General features: G+C 59.3%; 16 protein-coding genes, 1 rRNA gene and 1 pseudogene. 9 read left to right on the top strand and 9 right to left on the bottom strand.

Going from position 1 to position 18,410, the window contains the following annotated elements:
• Nucleotides 1–47 precede the first annotated feature (47 nt).
• Nucleotides 48–473: a VOC family protein gene (locus ACODTD_RS00090; RefSeq protein ID WP_011333668.1), complete on the bottom strand. Its 426-nt coding sequence runs from the start codon at nt 471–473 to the stop codon at nt 48–50.
• Between the two features lie 104 nt (nt 474–577).
• On the opposite strand from ACODTD_RS00090, the gene ACODTD_RS00085 reads away from it, so the two are divergent.
• Nucleotides 578–1,456: a LysR family transcriptional regulator gene (locus tag ACODTD_RS00085; protein ID WP_285358524.1), complete on the top strand. Its 879-nt coding sequence runs from the start codon at nt 578–580 to the stop codon at nt 1,454–1,456.
• Nucleotides 1,457–1,467: 11 nt separating this feature from the next.
• Here ACODTD_RS00085 and ACODTD_RS00080 read toward each other — a convergent pair whose 3' ends face one another.
• Nucleotides 1,468–2,436, bottom strand: a complete 969-nt coding sequence (locus ACODTD_RS00080; RefSeq protein WP_489104258.1) for an alpha/beta hydrolase — start codon at nt 2,434–2,436, stop codon at nt 1,468–1,470.
• 212 nt (nt 2,437–2,648) lie between these two features.
• On the opposite strand from ACODTD_RS00080, the gene ACODTD_RS00075 reads away from it, so the two are divergent.
• Nucleotides 2,649–3,482: an oxidoreductase gene (locus ACODTD_RS00075; protein WP_221614963.1), complete on the top strand. Its 834-nt coding sequence runs from the start codon at nt 2,649–2,651 to the stop codon at nt 3,480–3,482.
• A gap of 21 nt (nt 3,483–3,503) precedes the next feature.
• Nucleotides 3,504–4,442 carry an AraC family transcriptional regulator gene (locus ACODTD_RS00070; protein WP_489104257.1) on the top strand — a complete coding sequence of 313 codons (939 nt, stop codon included), beginning with the start codon at nt 3,504–3,506 and terminating at the stop codon, nt 4,440–4,442.
• Nucleotides 4,443–4,446: 4 nt separating this feature from the next.
• On the opposite strand, the gene ACODTD_RS00065 is transcribed toward ACODTD_RS00070, so the two are convergent.
• Nucleotides 4,447–5,379, bottom strand: a complete 933-nt coding sequence (locus ACODTD_RS00065; protein WP_011333664.1) for a helix-turn-helix transcriptional regulator — start codon at nt 5,377–5,379, stop codon at nt 4,447–4,449.
• 587 nt (nt 5,380–5,966) lie between these two features.
• Here ACODTD_RS00065 and ACODTD_RS00060 point away from each other — a divergent pair.
• The 4 genes from ACODTD_RS00060 to ACODTD_RS00045 all read left to right on the top strand — a co-directional run bounded on the left by ACODTD_RS00060 (nt 5,967) and on the right by ACODTD_RS00045 (nt 9,900).
• Nucleotides 5,967–7,316: an MFS transporter gene (locus ACODTD_RS00060; RefSeq protein WP_221614966.1), complete on the top strand. Its 1,350-nt coding sequence runs from the start codon at nt 5,967–5,969 to the stop codon at nt 7,314–7,316.
• 99 nt (nt 7,317–7,415) lie between these two features.
• The gene (locus ACODTD_RS00055; protein WP_221614967.1) at nt 7,416–8,108 is read left to right on the top strand and encodes a fumarylacetoacetate hydrolase family protein; all 693 of its coding nucleotides are present in this window, start codon (nt 7,416–7,418) and stop codon (nt 8,106–8,108) included.
• 38 nt (nt 8,109–8,146) lie between these two features.
• Nucleotides 8,147–8,911, top strand: a complete 765-nt coding sequence (locus tag ACODTD_RS00050; RefSeq protein ID WP_221614968.1) for an SDR family oxidoreductase — start codon at nt 8,147–8,149, stop codon at nt 8,909–8,911.
• 32 nt (nt 8,912–8,943) lie between these two features.
• Entirely contained in the window at nt 8,944–9,900 is a 957-nt protein-coding gene (locus ACODTD_RS00045) for a 2-hydroxyacid dehydrogenase (RefSeq protein WP_011333660.1), read from the top strand.
• A 56-nt stretch (nt 9,901–9,956) separates the two neighbouring features.
• On the opposite strand, the gene ACODTD_RS00040 is transcribed toward ACODTD_RS00045, so the two are convergent.
• Together ACODTD_RS00040 and ACODTD_RS00035 are read right to left on the bottom strand one after the other, a co-directional pair.
• Complete coding sequence (locus ACODTD_RS00040) at nt 9,957–12,083, bottom strand: TonB-dependent siderophore receptor (RefSeq protein ID WP_489104256.1); 2,127 nt, start codon at nt 12,081–12,083, stop codon at nt 9,957–9,959.
• Between the two features lie 144 nt (nt 12,084–12,227).
• The gene (locus ACODTD_RS00035; protein WP_064382045.1) at nt 12,228–12,812 is read right to left on the bottom strand and encodes a TetR/AcrR family transcriptional regulator; all 585 of its coding nucleotides are present in this window, start codon (nt 12,810–12,812) and stop codon (nt 12,228–12,230) included.
• A gap of 210 nt (nt 12,813–13,022) precedes the next feature.
• Here ACODTD_RS00035 and ACODTD_RS00030 point away from each other — a divergent pair, with 210 nt between their 5' ends.
• Together ACODTD_RS00030 and ACODTD_RS00025 are read left to right on the top strand one after the other, a co-directional pair.
• Entirely contained in the window at nt 13,023–13,700 is a 678-nt protein-coding gene (locus tag ACODTD_RS00030; protein WP_011333657.1) for a type 1 glutamine amidotransferase domain-containing protein, read from the top strand.
• A 118-nt stretch (nt 13,701–13,818) separates the two neighbouring features.
• Nucleotides 13,819–14,943 carry an alkene reductase gene (locus tag ACODTD_RS00025; RefSeq protein ID WP_201820215.1) on the top strand — a complete coding sequence of 375 codons (1,125 nt, stop codon included), beginning with the start codon at nt 13,819–13,821 and terminating at the stop codon, nt 14,941–14,943.
• Nucleotides 14,944–15,017: 74 nt separating this feature from the next.
• Here the strand turns inward: ACODTD_RS00025 and ACODTD_RS00020 are convergent.
• The 4 genes and pseudogenes from ACODTD_RS00020 to rrf form a co-directional block, all read right to left on the bottom strand.
• Nucleotides 15,018–15,649 (bottom strand): annotated as a pseudogene (locus ACODTD_RS00020) (PDC sensor domain-containing protein); the annotation flags it as partial.
• Between the two features lie 293 nt (nt 15,650–15,942).
• Complete coding sequence (locus ACODTD_RS00015; RefSeq protein WP_221614971.1) at nt 15,943–17,487, bottom strand: methyltransferase regulatory domain-containing protein; 1,545 nt, start codon at nt 17,485–17,487, stop codon at nt 15,943–15,945.
• A gap of 79 nt (nt 17,488–17,566) precedes the next feature.
• Entirely contained in the window at nt 17,567–18,022 is a 456-nt protein-coding gene (locus ACODTD_RS00010; RefSeq protein ID WP_221614972.1) for a VOC family protein, read from the bottom strand.
• Nucleotides 18,023–18,146: 124 nt separating this feature from the next.
• Nucleotides 18,147–18,262 (bottom strand): 5S ribosomal RNA (gene rrf / locus ACODTD_RS00005).
• Nucleotides 18,263–18,410: the final 148 nt, after the last annotated feature.

The raw sequence follows: 18,410 nt of genomic DNA, 5'->3' as shown, positions 1-18,410 counted from the left end.
GCTCACTTGAGATCAAATGGCACAACGCCGTTGTGCCATTGCGTTTCTTACTTGGCGAAGAGCTGGCTCATATCCTTGAAGGCCTTGAATTCGAGGGCATTGCCGCAAGGGTCGAACAGGAACATCGTGGCTTGCTCGCCAACCTGTCCTTTGAATCGAATGTAAGGTTCGATCACAAATTCGGTACCGAAAGACTTGAGGCGCTCTGCCAGCGCTTCCCACTCTTCCCATCCCAGGATGATGCCGAAGTGAGGAACAGGAACGTCGTGCCCGTCGACCGGGTTGCTGTGAACGCTTTCCTGAGACGCGGTTTTCGGGTGTTCGTGAATCACCAGTTGATGCCCGTAAAAGTTGAAGTCGACCCATTGGTTACTGGAACGACCCTCTTCCAGGCCGAAGACCTCACCGTAAAAAGTGCGGGCTGCAGCCAGGTTGTAAACGGGGATGGCGAGGTGGAATGGCGAAAGGCTCATCAGGACTCCGATACGGTTTTTGTGGTTGGTGAGCACATCGTAGGGCGACACTGACAGCAAAAAAATCAATATATATTTCTCAGAAACACAACTAATATTTGTGAATGATCAAAGAACTCAAGACCCTCATTGCCGTCGCCCGGGAAGGCACTTTCGCAGCTGCCGGCAACCGGATAGGCCTCACCCAGGCGGCGGTGAGCGCCCAGATTCAACGTCTGGAAGCCGAGCTCGGCTTTGAAATATTCGACAGAAAAGGACGCACGGCCCACCTCAACAGGATGGGCCAGCAAGTCCTGCTTCAGGCGCAGGAGCTGCTTCGTCTTTACGACAACCTGGGATCGACCACCGTCGGTCTTTCCACCCGCATTCTGGTCAACGTCGGTGCAATCGCCTCTGTCCAGCGATCGTTTCTCCCGGACGCACTCGCCAGGTTTCACCAACAGTGCCCGGAATGCCGAACGCGTGTCGTGCCCGGTCTTTCCATGGAGCTGGTGAACCTGGTGGATACTGGCGAAATCGACATGGCGGCGATCATTCGGCCGCCCTTCTCGCTTCAAAGCGATCTGCGCTGGACCACGCTGGCGCTTGAACCCTACCGTCTGATCGTGCCCAAGGACGTACCGGGAGAAGACTGGATCGAACTGCTCTCAAGCCTGCCGTTCATTCGGTATGACCGCTCTTCATTCGGCGGCAGGCAGGTCGATCGTTTCCTGCGACAGATGCATTTCACTTTGCGTGAAGTCTCTGAGCTGGATGAGCTGGAGGCCATTATCAGGCTGGTGGAAAATGGCGTAGGGGGCGCGCTCGTGCCGCAGACGGCCACCCATCAGCAATGGCCGTCAGGTGTGCGGGCGCTTGATCTCGGCCAACACACGTTCCATCGTGATATCGGACTGGTGCACAGGCCTCGGCGAAGTTTCACCGAGCCTGTCAGGACATTGGCTGAACTTATTCTCGAGCAATTCAAGGTGGCGGCTGAGTGAGGGTCGATAGCTCACCTCTCAACAAGCCGCCCTGCAACCCACGCACGACTATACCCAAGCACCCTCCCCGCCAACCCCAGCGGAAAATGAATCACACCATGTGCGGTTTCCGGCAACAGGTGCACCTCCACTTCCGCCGCCCTGCCCCAACGTTCAGCCAACTCAAGCGTGTCATCCCTGAGCGGATCCAGTTGCGCAGCGAACATCAATGCTGGCGGAAAACCGGTGAAGTCACCGTAGAGCGGTGACAACGGCGCCTGCCGGCGTTCTTCATCGCTCAATCCCGGAGTGAGCATTTGCAGCGCTTCAACCATCCCCGGCCCGTCCAGCAGCAAGGTATCGGGGCCGGCGTTGCGTACGCTGGGGGTTCCGGTCAGGTCGTAGACGCCGTAATACAGCAGCGCCCCGCTCACCCGTTCGAGCAGGTCCGGCCACTGTTTGAGTTGCAACAGGGTCGCGACGGCGAGATGGCCGCCTGCCGACTCGCCCACGACGATGACGGGCAGGTTCGCAAACTCGCGGCAGTCATCGCTCAGCAGCCAGCGGGCCGCCGTGAGGCAGTCCTGCATGACGCCCTCGATCGGAGTCGAGACCACAAGCCGATAGTCGACCGAGACCACTGCCACGTCGCAGGCTTTCACCATGGCGATGTTGAGGGGGTCGTTCATCTGCGCGTTGCCGATGACCCAGCCGCCACCATGAATATCCAGCACCACACCTTTGGCCTTTGTCTTTGGCCGAATAATCCGCACCGGCACTGATGCGCCGTCGACACCCACCACTTTTCGTTCGGCCTCGAGCCCGTGCTTGAGCAACTTTCTTGCGCCGCCCAATTGGCTTAGCCGCAACAGCAACTGAATCGCCCGTGGCGTGATGCGATTGCGGATACGAAAGCGCGGCAGCCGGGCAAGCTTGCGGTTGAACGCGCGCAATTGCGCCAACTCGTTATCGTCTGCGGGCCAGTCCGTTGATTTCTTCATTTCGTCCTCTTTATTCGCGAGCGTTGCGCAGAATGGAAAAATATCAGCACATTGGATCTGTTGCTGCCTGGATACCCGGAGCAACGCAAAAAGCTCATTGGCCGTTTGTCGCCCCGTTGATAGGAATAGGCAATGATCAAAGACAAACCGACATAGGTGAGTGTTTCTTCGATGGATACCATGAGCTGAAACCGCATTCACGAGAGCCCGTCATGACCACCACCAAAACCCTCTTCATCACCGGCGTCAGCAGCGGCTTCGGCCACGCGCTGGCCAAAGAAGCGCTGGCTGCCGGCCACCGCGTCATCGGCACCGTTCGCAACGAAGCCGACCTGCAAGCCTTTCAGGCTCTTTCTATCGATAATGCGTACGGCGTGCTGCTGGACGTCACCGACTTCGACCGCATCGAAGGCGTCGTGGCGACTGTCGAAGCGACCCACGGCCCGGTCGATGTGCTGGTCAACAACGCCGGCTACGGTCACGAAGGCATTTTCGAAGAATCGCCGCTGGAGGACATGCGCCGCCAGTTCGACGTGAATGTGTTCGGCGCGGTCGCGGTGACCAAGGCGTTTGTGCCGTTCTTTCGCCAGCGGCGGGCGGGTCATATTCTCAATATCACCTCGATGGGCGGCACAATCACCATGCCGGGTATCGCGTACTACTGCGGCAGCAAGTTTGCGCTCGAAGGCATCTCCGATACCCTGAGCAAGGAACTGGCGCCGTTCAATATCTTCGTGACCGCCGTCGCACCGGGTTCATTTCGGACCGACTGGGCCGGCCGTTCGATGCAGCGCACGCCCCGCAGCATCGCCGACTATGACGCCAGCTTCGATCCGGTGCGCAAGGCGCGGGAAGACAAGAGCGGCAAGCAGCTCGGCGATCCGCGCAAAGCGGCGCAGGCGATGTTGCAGATCATCGCCAGCCCTTCTCCACCGGCGCATCTGTTGCTCGGCAGCGATGCATTGAGCCTGGTGCGCGACAAGCTGAAAAGCGCCGCCAGCGAGATCGATCAATGGGAAGCGCTAACCCGTTCCACCGACCATTGAACGGCCCACAGAGAGAACCCGATGAAACAGGCCGACCCAAGCACTTCGCGCATGGTGCAGCTCATGGAAACGCTGGCACCGGTCGAGGGCTACAACCTCAGCGCGCTGGAGGGCGTGCGCTTCCTGCGCTCGAACCGGCCGTTGACCCGCACGCCGGTGCTGTACGACCCCGGCATCGTGATTCTCTGTCAGGGCCGGAAGCGCGGGTATCTGGGCGATGACGTCTACGTGTATGACGCCCAGCATTACCTGGTGGTGTCGGTTCCGATCCCCTTCACCATGGAGACCGACGCCTCTGAGGACGAGCCAATGCTCGCGATCTATATGCAACTCGATTTCCAGGTGGCCAGCGAGTTGATGCAGCAAGTGGATGACGTCCACGGCCCGAGTGATGCGCCACCCAAGGGCATGTTCGCCTCACCGATGGACGACCGCCTGCGCGCATCAACGCTGCGCTTTCTCGAAGCCATGAGCATTCTGGGTGAAGCGCAGATATTGGGGCCGTCGCTGTTGCGGGAAATCTATTACCGCATCCTGACCGGCGAACAAGGCGGCTCGATGCGCGCCGCACTCAATCGACAGGGGCACTTCGGCAAGGTGACGCGGGCGATCCGCAAGATCCACAGCAGCTATCAGGAGCGTCTGGACGTCGAGCAACTGGCGCGCGAGGCGAGCATGAGCGTGCCCAGTTTTCACCTGCATTTTCGCAGTGTGACGGACGCCTCTCCCATGCAATACCTGAAATCGACGCGCCTGCATCAGGCGCGACTTTTGATGTTGCGCCATGCCATGACTGCCTCAGCGGCGGCATTCAGCGTCGGCTATGAAAGCGCTTCGCAGTTCAGCCGCGAGTTCAAACGCTTCTTCGGCCGAACGCCGCAAGCGGAGATCGAGTGGATGAAGGCAACGTATGCGTTGCCTGCGCCGTCGTCGGCCTCGGTTTATGTTTCGTCGCATTAGCCGATCAGGCATCTACAGGTGACTGCGGGGTGTCCGGGTCCAGTTGCCGACGGCGGAACTGTCCAGGTGGCTGTCCGTGGATCTGGCGAAACCGTCGGGAGAAATAAGCTTCATCCGCAAACCCACACAACCTCGCCACCTCGCCCACCGGCCGGGTTCCATTGAGCAGGTAATTGCGTGCCGCGTGCATTCTGCGTTCCAGCACCAGCTCGGTGAAGGTCTTGCCGATTTCCTTGCGCAGCCAGTGCGTGAGATAGGTCGGTGACAGATAGGTCGCCGCCGCGACCTTGATCAGATTGAGATCGGGGTCGGCAATGTTCTTGCGCAGATACTCGAACATCCGGCTCAGCGCATCCCGCCGGCTGGCTTGCGCGGCATTCTCTTCTGCCAGGCGCTTGAGCGGTTCGGCATACAGGACGCACACCTTGCCTACCAGTTGCAGCAGCAATCCCTTGAGCACTTCGCGTGTACCGAACTGACGATTCTCGTCCAGGCCGCGCATCTGTTCGATCAAGCCACAGACCTCGTTGAAGTCCTCATCCCCCAGTATGAAATCCAGATGCTCCTGAAAGCGGAACGGCGACAGTTCGGGCGCCAGGAGAATTGATACCTCCTCCAGATCCATCGGGTCGCACTGCAAATGCGGCAGCAGAAAGGTCTGGGAAAAGTTGATCACCATGAAGTTGCTGTCCGCCGGATGCGGGATCACGTGCACGCGGTGCGGCAGGATGAATGCCAGCGCGTTACGCGGAAATGGACGAACCGCGTTGCCAATATGCTGCACCGTGTCGCCGCCGAGGTTGATCTGGATCTGGAAGTATTCGTGTCGATGCGGGCTGGTCTCGGCGCGGCGACCTTTCTTGTCACGAATATAGAAGTCCATCATCTCGCTGCGTTGCTGCATGACGTAGGTGGGCACACGGCATTGTGACGTCATTTCTTGAGAATCCTCGACAGGTACTCGGGCAGGTTTTCCTGGCGTTGCCGAGCAATCGGCGTGGCTCATCTTGAAGGTTCGGCGCCAGCCCTTCAAGCAGTCATACGATGACATCAGGTTCAGTGATTTTTTACACCACCACTGCCGATGATCACTGTCCAAAAAAAGCGACCACACAGGCATTATTTTTTAATATCAAAAACAACAACTTATGAAAAAAATCGAAAAACAAAAGGAAAATTCACGGTGTGGATTTTTTTGGACAGGTTTATCCGACGCGCCCTTCTCCGGAAAAAATGATCTAACACTTTGATTGATTTCAAGAGGTTGTACGACCACTGTATTTCCCATGCAGCCCAACCTCATTCAAAAACAAAAAAGGTGCGCACGTCATGAATCTGCAATTGCTCCCCGCCGCCCCTCCCCACCCTTTACCGACGATGCCAGCCGGAAGACGTAGCTGAACGTCTGACCCTGGCCGTTTTTGCCATTGGTTTCAACTTCGATTGCCTTGCCCCCGAACAGCGGGCAACGGCGTCGGCTGTCCGCAAACAACTCGACACTTCTAACAATAACGAGGTCCACTCATGTCGAATTCGCACACATCTCAAACCACCGCGCCCCCCTTGATTGCCGCCGACAGGGACGCCGCGTCATCCCGGCGGCTGCCGACACGACGGCGCTGGTTCATGCTCTCGCTGCTGCTGATTGCGACGATCATCAACTACATCGACCGGGTGAACATCTCGATTGCCGCTCCGTTCATGGCCAAGGACCTGGGCCTGGACAAGATTGAAATGGGGCTGATCTTCTCCGCCTTTGCCTGGACCTACGCACTGGCGCTGGTGCCGGCCGGGTTTATCGCCGACCGCTTCGGCTCACGTTTTACCTACGGGGTTTCACTGATCAGTTGGTCGACCGTCACGGTGTTTCAAGGCTTTGCCACGGGATTCGCTTCGCTGTTCGGCCTGCGCCTGGCCGTCGGGGCGATGGAAGCGCCGGCGTTTCCGGCCAACAGCCGTGCGGTGACCGTTTGGTTTCCGGCGCGGGAACGGGGCATGGCCAGCAGCATCTACGTCTGCGGGCAATACCTGGGCACGGCGCTGTTTACCGGTGCCTTGCTGTGGCTGGCCACAACCTTTGACTGGCGCCATGTTTTCTACAGTACCGGCGCGCTCGGCATCATCTTCGGTGTGCTGTGGCTGTATCTGTACCGCGATCCGCTGAACTGCAAGAAGGTCAGCAAAGAAGAGTTGAAATACATCGAGGCCGGTGGCGGACTGGTCAAGAGCAGCCAGGAACGCACTCGTTTCAACTGGCGGCAGATCGCCGAGCTGTTCAGTTACCGTCAGGTCTGGGCCATTTGCATCGGCAAGTTCGCCAGCACCTCGGCGCTGTACTTCTTCCTCACCTGGTTCCCGACCTATCTGATTGAAGAACGCCATCTGACCACGATCAAGGCCGGGATCTTTGCCGTGATGCCCTTCGTGGGCGCAACGGTCGGCATCCTGCTCGCCGGCATCGTCTCCGACTTGTTGATCCGTCGTGGTTATTCAATGTCTTTCGCCCGGAAACTGCCGCTGGTGGTCGGGTCGATGCTGGGCATGTCGATCGTGCTGGTGAACTTCACCGACTCGAACGTCATCTGCATCGCCGTGCTGACCATTGCCTTTTTCGCTCAGGGCATCGCGTCGTCCTCGTGGGCGGCGGTGTCGGAGGTGGCGCCCAAGGAACTGATCGGGCTGACCGGCGGGATCACCAGCCTGGCCGCGAACATCGGCGGCATCGTCACTCCGATCGTGATCGGCGCCATCGTCCACGCCACCGGCTCGTTCGCCTGGGCGTTCTGGTTCATTGGTGCCGTGGCGCTGATCGGCACCCTCTCCTATTCCTTGCTGCTCGGTCGCCTGTACCGCATCGAGTTGAAAACGCGCTGAAGCCAGAACAACCGGTTTCTCCAATTTGAGGCGGCTTTCGTCCAACTTCGCCAGCGTTTGCCGCCGTACGCTTACCTTTCACACAGGACTTGCAGCAGGATGAACATGACCGAATACGTCTTTACCCCGGATCTGCCAGTGACCTTGCCGGTTGTCGGCAGCGAGCAACGCTTTCCCGTCGGACGCGTGTTCTGCGTCGGCCGCAACTACCCGTGGCCGGACACCCTGGGCCAGCCGCGCCAGCCGCCGGTGTTCTTCATGAAACCGGCAAGCACTGTGGTGGACGCCGTCGGTGAAGTGACCTTCCCGTCACTGACCGAAGAGTTTGCCCATGAAATCGAGCTGGTCGTGGCCATCGGCGAAGGCGGCGCGCAGATCCCCGAAAGCCAGGCGCTGGCCTATGTCTGGGGGTACGCCGCCGGACTGGACCTGACCCGCCGTGACGTACAGCGACTGGCCAAGCGCGACGGTTTGCCATGGGAAGGTGCCAAGGTGTTTGAAGGCGCCGCACCGATGACCGCCATTGTGCCGGTCACTCGGACCGGTCGGCTCGAAGGGGAATTATGGTTGAGCGTGAACGGTGAGGAACGCCAGCGCGATCGACTCGACAGCCAGATCTGGTCGGTGAGTGAAGTCATCAGCCGCATCTCGCAATCCGTCACACTCAAGGCCGGCGATCTGATCATGACCGGCAGCCCCGCCGGCGTCGATGTCTTGCAACCCGGCGACGTCATCAGCGCCGGGATCGACGGCATTGGCCAACTCGAAATGCGCGTCGGCCCCCGGCCTTGAATCTGTCCTTAAGTGATTGAAAAAAGGAGAACAACAAAATGTCTGACACTCAATCCTTGAAAGTGGCCCTGGTGACCGGCGCCGGCAGCGGGATCGGCCGTTCCGTAGCCCTGGGCCTGCTGGCCGACGGTTACACCCTGGTGCTGGCCGGGCGCCGGCCCGAACCCTTGCAGGCCTTGGTCGATCTGGCGGCCGGCGAAGGACGCGAAGCCTTGGCGGTGCCCACCGATGTACGCGACCCCGCCAGTGTCGACCAGCTGTTTGCAACCATTGCCGAGGTCTACGGACGCCTGGACGTGGTCTTCAACAACGCCGGGGTCAATGCCCCTGCCGTGCCGCTGGACGAACTGACCTTCGAGCAGTGGCGAAACGTGATCGACACCAACCTCAATGGCGTTTTCCTCTGTGCCCGTGGCGCGTTCGGGCTCATGCGCCGGCAACAGCCACAGGGTGGCCGCATCATCAACAACGGTTCGATTTCGGCTCACACCCCGCGTCCTTTCAGCAGCGCGTACACCGCCAGCAAACACGCGGTACTGGGATTGACCAAATCGCTGGCGCTGGATGGTCGGGACTTCAATATCGCCTGCAGCCAGATCGATATCGGCAATGCCTTGACCGAAATGTCGGTACGCATGACCAAAGGCGTGCGCCAGGCCAACGGCAGCATCGCCGTGGAGCCGATGGTCGACGTCAAGCATGTCGCCGACGCCGTGCGTTACATCGCCGGCCTGCCCCTGTCGGCCAACGTCCTGAACATGACCGTCATGGCGACTGCCATGCCGTTTGCCGGCCGTGGTTGAGCCGGCTTTTTTATTGCGTAAGTGAGGTTTACATGAAGCCAGAAGTCTTGCAGCTCAGCCCGATCCTGATTCCGCAAATCAATGCCCGTCTCGGCGAACTGTTCACGATCAGGCGTTATTTCGAGCAGGCCGACAAAGCGGCGTATTTGCAGGAACACGGCGCCAACATTCGCGGCGTGATCACCGGTGGTCACACGGGCATCAGTCAGGCGTTGATGGCGCAACTGCCCAAACTGGAAGTGGTGGCGGTCAACGGTGTCGGCACCGATGCAGTAGACCTGGCCTACGCCAGGGATCGCGGAATCCGCGTGACCGCGACCATCGGCGCACTGACCGAAGACGTGGCCGACCTGGCCATCGGTTTGCTGATCGCCGTGTGTCGTGGGCTGTGTACCAGTGACCGTTACGTGCGCTCGGGCCAGTGGCCGCAAAGCCCGACCCCATTGGCACCGCTGCCTTTGGCGCGGCAAGTGTCCGGCATGCGTATCGGCATCGTCGGCATGGGCCGGGTTGGCCGAGCGGTCGCCACTCGCGCTGCCGCGTTTGGCTGTCCGATCAGTTACACCGACCTGCAACCGATGAGCGATGTCAGCCACACCTTCATCGCCGACCTCAAGCAATTGGCCCGCGACAGTGATGCCCTGATTCTCGCGGCAGCCGCCGACAAGGCCGAGGCCATCATCGATGCCTCCGTGCTGCAGGCTCTGGGCAAGGGCGGCTACCTGATCAACGTCGCCCGAGGAAAACTGGTCAACGAAACCGATCTGGTGGCGGCCCTGACGGCTGGCGAGATCGCGGGTGCGGCGCTGGATGTTTTCGTCGACGAGCCTAACGTGCCTGAAGCCTTGTTTGCCCAGGAACAAGTGGTGCTGCAACCACATCGCGCCAGCGCGACCCTGCAGACCCGCACCCGCATGGGCGAGATGGTTGTGGCGAGCCTGGTGGACAGTTTTGCCGGAAAGACTCCGCAAGGATGTGTGACCGGCTGAGCCTCACAGTCATCGGGGGCCGCTGCCCCCGATGATGGATTTCAGACCCGATCGGACTACAACGTGTAGGAAATGCCGACCTGCACCGTTCTCGGTGCCCCTGGATAGGCGTAGACGTTACCGAATGCGCCCTCGTCGTAGTCCCGGTCAAACAGGTTCTTCAGGTCGAGATTGAGACGTAACTTGTCATTGACCTTGTAGTAGCTGAGCAGGTCGACAACGGTGTAGCTCCCCATCGAAAATGCAGTGTTGGCCGTTTGACCCGCGCGCTCATCGACATATTTGACGCCTGTCCCCAGACCCAGACCACTGAGGGCACCGTCCTGGAACTCATAGACGTTGAGCAGGCTGAAGCTGTTTTTCGGGATGTTCATCAGTCGCGTGCCGGAGCGGATCACGTTGTCCTTGGTCACCTCGGCATCGACGTAGGCGTAACCCCCGATGACACGCCACTCGGGGGTCAGATTGCCGGCAACATTGAGGTCAAACCCTCGACTGCGCACTTCCCCGGCAGCCACGCTGAACGTCGAGTCCACCGGGTCAGTGGTCAGGACATTACGCTTTTCAATCTGATAGATCGCCGCGTCAACACTCAGCTGATGATCCAGCGCTTCCCATTTGATGCCCATCTCCCAGGACTTGCCTTTCTCTGGTTCAAAGCCGCCACCCTGCCGACTCGCGCCGGTATTGGGCTTGAAGGAGCGCGCGGTGTCCGCGTAAATCGCGAGGGTGTCAGTCAGGTCGTAGGTCACACCGACGCGGGGCGTGACGGCATTGTCACTGGCCTGCCAGTTCTTGCCGCCGGGCACGTAGGTTTCGTAGTCGTGTTCAAAGCGTTCAAAACGTGCCCCGGCCAGGACTTTCAGCCGATCGGTCAGGGCCACCTGGTCCTGTACGAACGCGGCGTAGGTCTTGAGGTTTTCCTTGTCGTGGGTCGGGGTGCGTGTCAGTGCCGGACGGGGCTGCCCATAGACCGGATTGAAGATATCGATCGGATAGGCACTCACCGCGCCGCTGGAGCGCTGGATGATCGACTGGTAGTCGTAATCTTCGTATTCGATACCGGTCAGCAATGTGTGCTGCAGGCCGCCGGTGGAGAAGTGACCGGTCAGGTTGAGTTGGGTGTCCTTGTCCGTCCACTCCAGCTTGCGGTAGTTGAAATTTCGTCCCAGAGTCCGGCCGTCGGCGGCAATGCCGTTGGCTTCAATGGCATTGCCCTGCAAGGTACCGTCGAGCCACTGGAAGCCACCGCCGAGCGTCCAGTCCTCATTGAGCACATGCTCGAAGCGCAATTGCGCCATGTTGTTGTCGTTGTGCAACTTGCCGGCGTCCGGTTCACCGAAGAAGGTGTCGCGGGAGGCGGTGCCGATCTGCCGGGGATAACGCGTCGCGCCCCGGTCCAGCGGATGGTTGTTGCGCATGAAGTCACCCTCGAAGATCACTCGGGTGTCATCGCTGGCTTGCCAGGTCAGCACGGGGGTCACGCCGTAGCGTTCGGTTTCGACGTGATCGCGGAAGGTATCGCCGCCCTCGCCCACCACGTTCAGGCGATAGGCCAGACGCCCCTCTTCATCGAGCGGACCGGAAGCATCCAGGGTGCCGCGGCGCATGCCTTGGTCATTCAGCTGGCTGCCGAGTGTGACCGTACGCTCGGGCAACGGTTGTTTGGAAACGACATTGAAGGTGCCGCCCGGATCACCACGGCCGTAGAGCATGGTCGCCGGCCCGCGCAGGACCTCAAGACGCTCGATGGTGTTGGCATCCGGCATGTTCGGATAACCGCGGTTGATCGGGAAACCATTGCGGTAGAACTCGCCAGTGGTAAATCCGCGCACGGTGAACGTGGTCAGTCCCTGGCCGCCGAAATTGTTGGCACGCCCTACGCCACCCGCGTAATCCAGTGCGTCCTGCAGCCGGGTAGCACCAATGTCTTCGACCGCATCTTTGGTGACGACACTGATCGACTGCGGGGTTTCATGGATCGCGGTATCGGTTCGGGTGGCGCTGGCCGAACGGGTCGCGCGATATCCCTGTGCCGGGCCGTCCGCTCTTTCGTAGTCAGCGGTACCGACCACGTCGGTTGCCTCCAGCTCCAGCGCTGACGCGGTTGAGTCGGAGAGCTCGGCCCACGCCAAGGGAGACAACGTTTGCAACACGCAGATGGACAGCAGAGTTCGACGCATGAGGGGAGAACCTTACGGATAAGCCAGAACGAAGGGGATAACTGCCAGAGAAACGCGAGGGATGGTATACCAAGCCTTACGCAATTGATAGGCGTTCCCATTCGTTTATGCAGCTGACTCTCAACCTCTTGCGTTCATTCCTTCTCACACGCTCAGCAAGCGCTCGGTGGTCGCCATCGACGTACTCAACGATTGCCCTGTGCGTTGCAGCTTGTTAAGCAAACTGGCTCCCAGCCATAGCTGATACAGGGTTTCGGCCAACTGCCGGGCATCCCCCGGAGGCAGGCTTTTATCGTCCTGACCCTGTTCGATACACGTGGTGATGCGCGCCACCACTCGCTCGGCGCCATCACGCAAGGTCAGGCGCATGGTTTCGGACAGATCAGACACCTCGGCGCTGAGTTTGACCACCAGGCATTCGTCGCCATGGCCTTCGAGGGTGCAGCGATCCTGCCAGCCCTGCCAGTAATCCATCAGCCGCTCACGAGCACTCAAATCCGGTAGCGTCAGGCGTCGCTCCATGTCGGCCAGATAGTCGACGAAGTAATCCTCGAGCAGGGCCTGCCCGTACAGTTCCTTGGATTTGAAGTAGTGATAGAACGAGCCCTTGGGCACGCCGGCGGTCTGCAGGATCTCGTTCAGGCCGACACTGGTGAAGCCTTTCTCGGCCATCATCCGGTGGCCGGTGTCGAGCAAATGTTGGCGGGTGTCGTCGTAGGTCGGTTTCATGGGGCGCAGATTACCAGGCAATAGACCAGTCGTTTAACTCAAAGGAACGCGAGTTTGCCACATCTGTCCATGAAAAAGCTTCACAGAAAAAATTACTAGACGACTGGTCTAATTGGAAACTATGCTGCGCTCCGACAAACCTTTTCCGCGGTGTCGAACCTGTGCGAATCCCTTGCTCATGAACGCCACCTGACCAACCCAGGGTGCTCTATGAAAATCTTGATGGTTTTGACTTCCCACGATCAACTCGGCAACACCGGCAAGAAAACCGGCTTCTGGCTCGAAGAGTTCGCCGCCCCCTACTACGCCTTCAAGGACGCCGGTGCCGACGTCACCCTGGTTTCGCCCGCTGGCGGCCAGCCGCCGCTTGATCCGAAGAGCGACGAGCCCGACGCTCAGACGACTGAAACCGATCGCTTCCGCCAGGACCCTGAGGCCCAACAGGCACTCGCGAGCACCGGCCGCCTGGCCGACGTCCGCGCCGAAGATTTCGATGCCGTGTTTTATCCAGGTGGCCATGGCCCGCTCTGGGACCTGGCTGAAGACAAGCATTCGATTGCCCTGATCGAAGCCTTCGCGCGCAGCAACAAGCCCCATGGTTTTGTCTGCCACGCACCGGGGGTACTGCGTCATGTGGTCGATACGGACGATAAACCGCTGATCCAGCATCGCGAAGTGACCGGTTTCACCAATTCCGAAGAGGCGGCCGTCGGTTTGACAGATGTCGTACCTTTCCTGATCGAAGACGAGTTTCAGCGTCTTGGCGGTCGCTATTCCAAAGTTGCCGACTGGCAGGTTCATGTAGTGACTGATGGAAATCTGGTGACCGGCCAGAATCCTGCCAGCTCGGCAGCTGTCGCCGAAAAACTGCTGAAGCTGCTGGGCTGAAGCTTTCCGCTACATCCTCGAACGACTGATCCGGACACCGTGTGCGCGTTGCACGGTGTTCTTTTTTCGCCACTTGAATAGTCGACTGGTCTAATAAGACCATGAACAAGGTATTTCCATGAACCACAGCAGTTTCTTTACACCCGTCACCCTGGGCCGCCACATCCTGAAAAACCGCATAGTCCTGCCGCCCCTCACCCGCCAGCGCAGCACCCAACCGGGCAATGTCGCCAATGAATTGATGGCCGAGTATTACCAGCAACGTGCCGGTGCCGGTTTGCTGGTGACTGAAGGCACCCAGATCGAGCCTCGTGGGCAGGGATACGCCTGGACTCCAGGCATTCATACACCCGAACAAATCGTCGGGTGGCGCAAGGTCACCGAGGCTGTCCACGCCAGTGACGGCGTGATTTTCGCGCAGCTATGGCATGTCGGTCGCGTATCCCATACTGCCCTGCAACCCAATGGCGACGCACCGGTGTCGGCCTCCGCCATCGCCACCGACCGGGTCAGTGTGTTCATCGAAACCGCGCCCGGTGTGGGCGCTCTGGTTCCGCCGTCCGCGCCTCGAGCGCTGACCACCGATGAAGTCCAGGAACTGGTTCAGCTATACATCCAGGCGGCGCGCAATGCCATGGACGCCGGTTTTGACGGTATCGAACTGCACTGCGCCAATGGTTATCTGGTAAACCAGTTCATCTCCGCCAACAGCAACCTGCGCACCGATCAGTACGGCGGTTCGTTGCACAATCGCCTGCGTTTTCTGCGCGAAGTAGTCGCCGGGGTCGCCAAGTGCATCGGCAAGGAAAAAGTCGGTGTGCGCTTCGCGCCGCTGTTCACCACCACCGATGAAGCGCGGACTTACCTGGGCATGGTCGAGGAAGATCCGCACACCACTTACATCGAAGCGATCAAGGTGCTGCAAGACGTCGCCATTGCTTACCTGTCTATTGCAGAAGCCGACTGGGACGACGCGCCAGTGATGCCGCAAACCTTCCGTCGAGCGGTGCGCGACACCTTCGGCGGCGCGATCATTTACGCGGGTCGCTACAACGCCGAAAGCGGTGCACGCTTGCTGGAATCAGGACTGGCGGATCTCGTGGCTTTCGGTCGTCCGTTCATGGCCAATCCGGACCTGCCCGCGCGCATCGCCAATGACTGGCCGCTGAATTCGCTGAACCCGGCTACGGTGTATGGCGGTGATGCCGAAGGCTATGTGGATTACCCGGTGTACGGAGAGTAGCTTTCACTGGCGACACTTTTGGCGAGCTGATTGCGGCCCGCCCCTTTGGCTTGATACAGCGCCTGATCTGCCGCAGCGATCAGGCCTTGTACCCTGTCCAGTTGCGACCCTGTGGCGGCCGCAATGCCGATGCTCACACTCACAATGCCAACCAAGTTGCGTCCCATGTCCTATTCGCGGAAAGCGTAACGGACCGGCAGCGTGCCGTCGGTGTAGGACAAGCCGATGGCGCCCTCCTGTCCTACATCGAGCTGGCCGAACAGACGCAGAAAGTTTTCCACTCCCTAGGTGACCGCCACCACACCGGCAAACTCACCGCGAGCGTCATTGAAACGCCGGCTGATGGTGATCACCCATTCCTGATTCGAGCGACTACGGATGGGCGGGCCGATGAAGGGCTCGCGGGATGGATCATCGCGGTGTGAGTGAAATAGATTCGGTCGCTGCTGTTGGCACCGACAGGAATCGGCCGGTTGGATGACATCAACCAATGACCTTTGTTGTCGTAGAGAGTGATGCCACTCTGCTGCGGCATCAGCGGTCGCTGCCCGTTGATCAAAGTATTGAGCCGTTCGATCTGCGCCGGACCACTGCCCTCGGTTTCCAGGCGCTCGACGAGTCCGAGCAGAAGTAGCGAGCTCTGCCGGACAATGCCTTCGGAATACGTCGCAAGTGCCTGCGTCAGGTTCAACCCATGGACGTTCACCTCGTCAAGTGCTCAATCTCAGGAACCCAGCACCTTCCAGATCGTGAGCGATGCCAGTGAGCAGCCGATAACCAACAGCAAAAGCATTACAAGGTGAGTATCACGCTTCACATCAGTACCTTATGCAGAGTCCGGTTTCCGTTGACACTGTTATTTGACCGGGGCATTACATCGACCGCGCGTCCTTGTCAGCACGTCAGCCGCGGTGCTGTCATTCTGGTTTTGCGCAAGAATCCGAAATACCCCGGACGACGACAGGCGACGCGAGAACGTCCTGCCGTCCCTCGTCTCGACTAGACGATTTTCAAAGCCTTGAGAATCACCAGCGTACTCTCGGCAAACGCTTGGGCCTGCACGGTCAGTTCGGCAAGGTTTTCTTCCGCGGTGGTCAGGGCCCTGCCGTCCTTGAGGAGACCTTCGCCCTGGCCGCCGATGATGCCCCACGCCAGTTGCGCCCATTCATCCGGGTGTTTTTTGCCTTGCTTGATCGATATCAGGAACAACTGCTGGAAGCGGCTGACCGTCACGCCACCACCGGTCACCGGACTCGCCAGGGTCTGAATCTTGTTGCCATACAACGAACGCTTGCACAGCTGCAGGTTTAGGGTATTGCAGCGGGCCTGCACCAGCTTTTCGGCCGCCTCGCTCTGACAGGGCGCCACGACGCTCATGCCGATCAGCACGTTGAGGGCCTGTTCCACGTCGCCGTAGGCCAACGGGGAGACGAGATCCAGCAAATGCCGCAAGGTTTTCGGCACATAAGCGTCATCCGCCAGCGCTGCGAGTACCGGGCCATAGATCTCTGCCTGCAGTGTCGCTGCGCCCGCCGGACCGGTGACGTTGGCCGGCACGCTGTCGGCTGCCTGCAACAGGACGAAGCGCGTGCTGAGCATCCGCTCACGGTGCTCGGAGGCGGACAGCCTGTTGGCGCCACGCACATAAAGATCCCGGCGGAAACTCTGGTTCACAAAGTAGTCACGCGCCTGCTCGTGCATGACGGGATGCTCGATACCTTCCAGAAAGTCCATGCCTTCAGCGCTCAGGTTGAGCGGGTCGACGGAGTCCAGCGGCACGGCTGTCGTGGCGTAATCGAGCTTGGCGGGTGCCAGGGCATCAACCACGTCGGTGAAATACATGCAGTTCCAGTCGCGGTTGAAATACTCATGGGCGACGTACTGGCGGTCCTGGCCCTTGATGCTCTGGAGCTTGGCGTCCAGACCCGGTGCGGAGTTGGCATATTTGGGGTTGGCCGCCAATAGCGCTTCGGAAAACTGCAGCGCTGCATCGATACGCTGATCCGGGCGCGCACCGGCCTGGCTGGCGAACCGGTCGTGCAGGCTGAACAGTTGGCGCAAGGGTGCCTGAGGCGACCAGCCCGGGAAGCAGTTGTAACTGACGTAGAGCAGACCACCTGGTTTGAGATGGCGACGGACGAATTCCACGATCAGCTTGTGGTTATCACGGCTGACCCAGGTCCAGATGCCATGCAGGCTGATGCTGTCGAACTGGGGCAAGTCATGACGGGCCAGCAACTGCTCGAAGCTGTCGTCATACAGTCGCGCATCGCTGCCCCAGTCGCGTGCGAGAGCGATGGCATGGGACGCCTGACCCGGGTGAAAGTCGGTACCGACATAGGTGCCCGGATTGCCCGCGGCATGGATATTGATCGAGACGCCCTGACCGAAACCCAGTTCACAGTGGTAACCGTCGGTACTCTCCAGCGTGGCGAAACCGCGCAACAGCAGACAATAACGCTGGAAAACCGGATTGATTTCCCGGCTGTACCCGTAGGTGTAACCTTCGTCCGTGAAATATCCCTCGTTCCAGGCATTGCTCATGCGTGCACCCTTTTCTTATATCGGAAGTGAAAGTCGCTCTTATACGGGGTAGTCGTGACGTATCACAAGAGGAAAAACGTCAGGCAAACGCCTCCTCCATAAACGCCTCCAGCGTTTTTTCTTCGAGGATTTCAATCGAGAAGTGGCCAAAGCGTTTAGGCAGCCAGATGATGCGTGCCCCTGCCGGCGATTGCAGGTGTTCGCGGGCCAGCGGTTTACCGTTTTCATCTTCTGGCAGCACGCCCTCGGCGACCAGTTCGTCGTAGGCTTTTTCGATGTCGGGGGTCGAATAGCAGTGACGGTAGATCATGCCCTCGCCTGCGCTATCCAGGAGCTCCCGCAGATTCCCGGCCAATGGCTGAACCAGCATGAAACGCTCCTGCCCGATCAACGCAATCGCATAACGCACATGCAGGCCGCCCCGCTCCCACACCAGCGTCCTGGAGATTCTCGCCTTTAAAATCCGCCCGTAATACGCACAGGCTTCTTCGAGGTTATTGACGAGTACATCGACGTGACTGAACTTGAGTTGCATTACCTGCCTCCTGCCGAACGGACGCTCATGGTAACCATCAACGGGCTCGCTGACACGAGCAAAAACTTTCCTGCGGGCAAAACAAAACCCCAACTGCTTTCGCAATTGGGGTTTCGGAATTTAATCTTGACGATGACCTACTCTCACATGGGGAAACCCCACACTACCATCGGCGATGCATCGTTTCACTTCTGAGTTCGGGATGGGATCAGGTGGTTCCAACGCTCTATGGTCGTCAAGAAATTCGGGTACTGACTCGTGACCGGATGGCCTCGCTTCAGCAAATTGGGTATGTGACAGCTTTCGGTGTTTTGTGAGCATCGAACTTTCGGTTCATTGCGTCTTCACACACCGCAATCTGGTTGCTCTGGTTTAGAGAGCCGACGCA

The organism is Pseudomonas sp. FG35 (genome assembly GCF_057809295.1).
This window is presented reverse-complemented; position numbering and strand designations above follow the sequence as displayed.

Coding starts and splice junctions, on each gene's coding strand:
- ACODTD_RS00090 (WP_011333668.1), bottom strand. CDS start 473: ATGAGCCTTTCGCCATTCCACCTCGCCATCCCCGTTTACAACCTGGCT.
- ACODTD_RS00085 (WP_285358524.1), top strand. CDS start 578: ATGATCAAAGAACTCAAGACCCTCATTGCCGTCGCCCGGGAAGGCACT.
- ACODTD_RS00080 (WP_489104258.1), bottom strand. CDS start 2,436: ATGAAGAAATCAACGGACTGGCCCGCAGACGATAACGAGTTGGCGCAA.
- ACODTD_RS00075 (WP_221614963.1), top strand. CDS start 2,649: ATGACCACCACCAAAACCCTCTTCATCACCGGCGTCAGCAGCGGCTTC.
- ACODTD_RS00070 (WP_489104257.1), top strand. CDS start 3,504: ATGAAACAGGCCGACCCAAGCACTTCGCGCATGGTGCAGCTCATGGAA.
- ACODTD_RS00065 (WP_011333664.1), bottom strand. CDS start 5,379: ATGACGTCACAATGCCGTGTGCCCACCTACGTCATGCAGCAACGCAGC.
- ACODTD_RS00060 (WP_221614966.1), top strand. CDS start 5,967: ATGTCGAATTCGCACACATCTCAAACCACCGCGCCCCCCTTGATTGCC.
- ACODTD_RS00055 (WP_221614967.1), top strand. CDS start 7,416: ATGAACATGACCGAATACGTCTTTACCCCGGATCTGCCAGTGACCTTG.
- ACODTD_RS00050 (WP_221614968.1), top strand. CDS start 8,147: ATGTCTGACACTCAATCCTTGAAAGTGGCCCTGGTGACCGGCGCCGGC.
- ACODTD_RS00045 (WP_011333660.1), top strand. CDS start 8,944: ATGAAGCCAGAAGTCTTGCAGCTCAGCCCGATCCTGATTCCGCAAATC.
- ACODTD_RS00040 (WP_489104256.1), bottom strand. CDS start 12,083: ATGCGTCGAACTCTGCTGTCCATCTGCGTGTTGCAAACGTTGTCTCCC.
- ACODTD_RS00035 (WP_064382045.1), bottom strand. CDS start 12,812: ATGAAACCGACCTACGACGACACCCGCCAACATTTGCTCGACACCGGC.
- ACODTD_RS00030 (WP_011333657.1), top strand. CDS start 13,023: ATGAAAATCTTGATGGTTTTGACTTCCCACGATCAACTCGGCAACACC.
- ACODTD_RS00025 (WP_201820215.1), top strand. CDS start 13,819: ATGAACCACAGCAGTTTCTTTACACCCGTCACCCTGGGCCGCCACATC.
- ACODTD_RS00015 (WP_221614971.1), bottom strand. CDS start 17,487: ATGAGCAATGCCTGGAACGAGGGATATTTCACGGACGAAGGTTACACC.
- ACODTD_RS00010 (WP_221614972.1), bottom strand. CDS start 18,022: ATGCAACTCAAGTTCAGTCACGTCGATGTACTCGTCAATAACCTCGAA.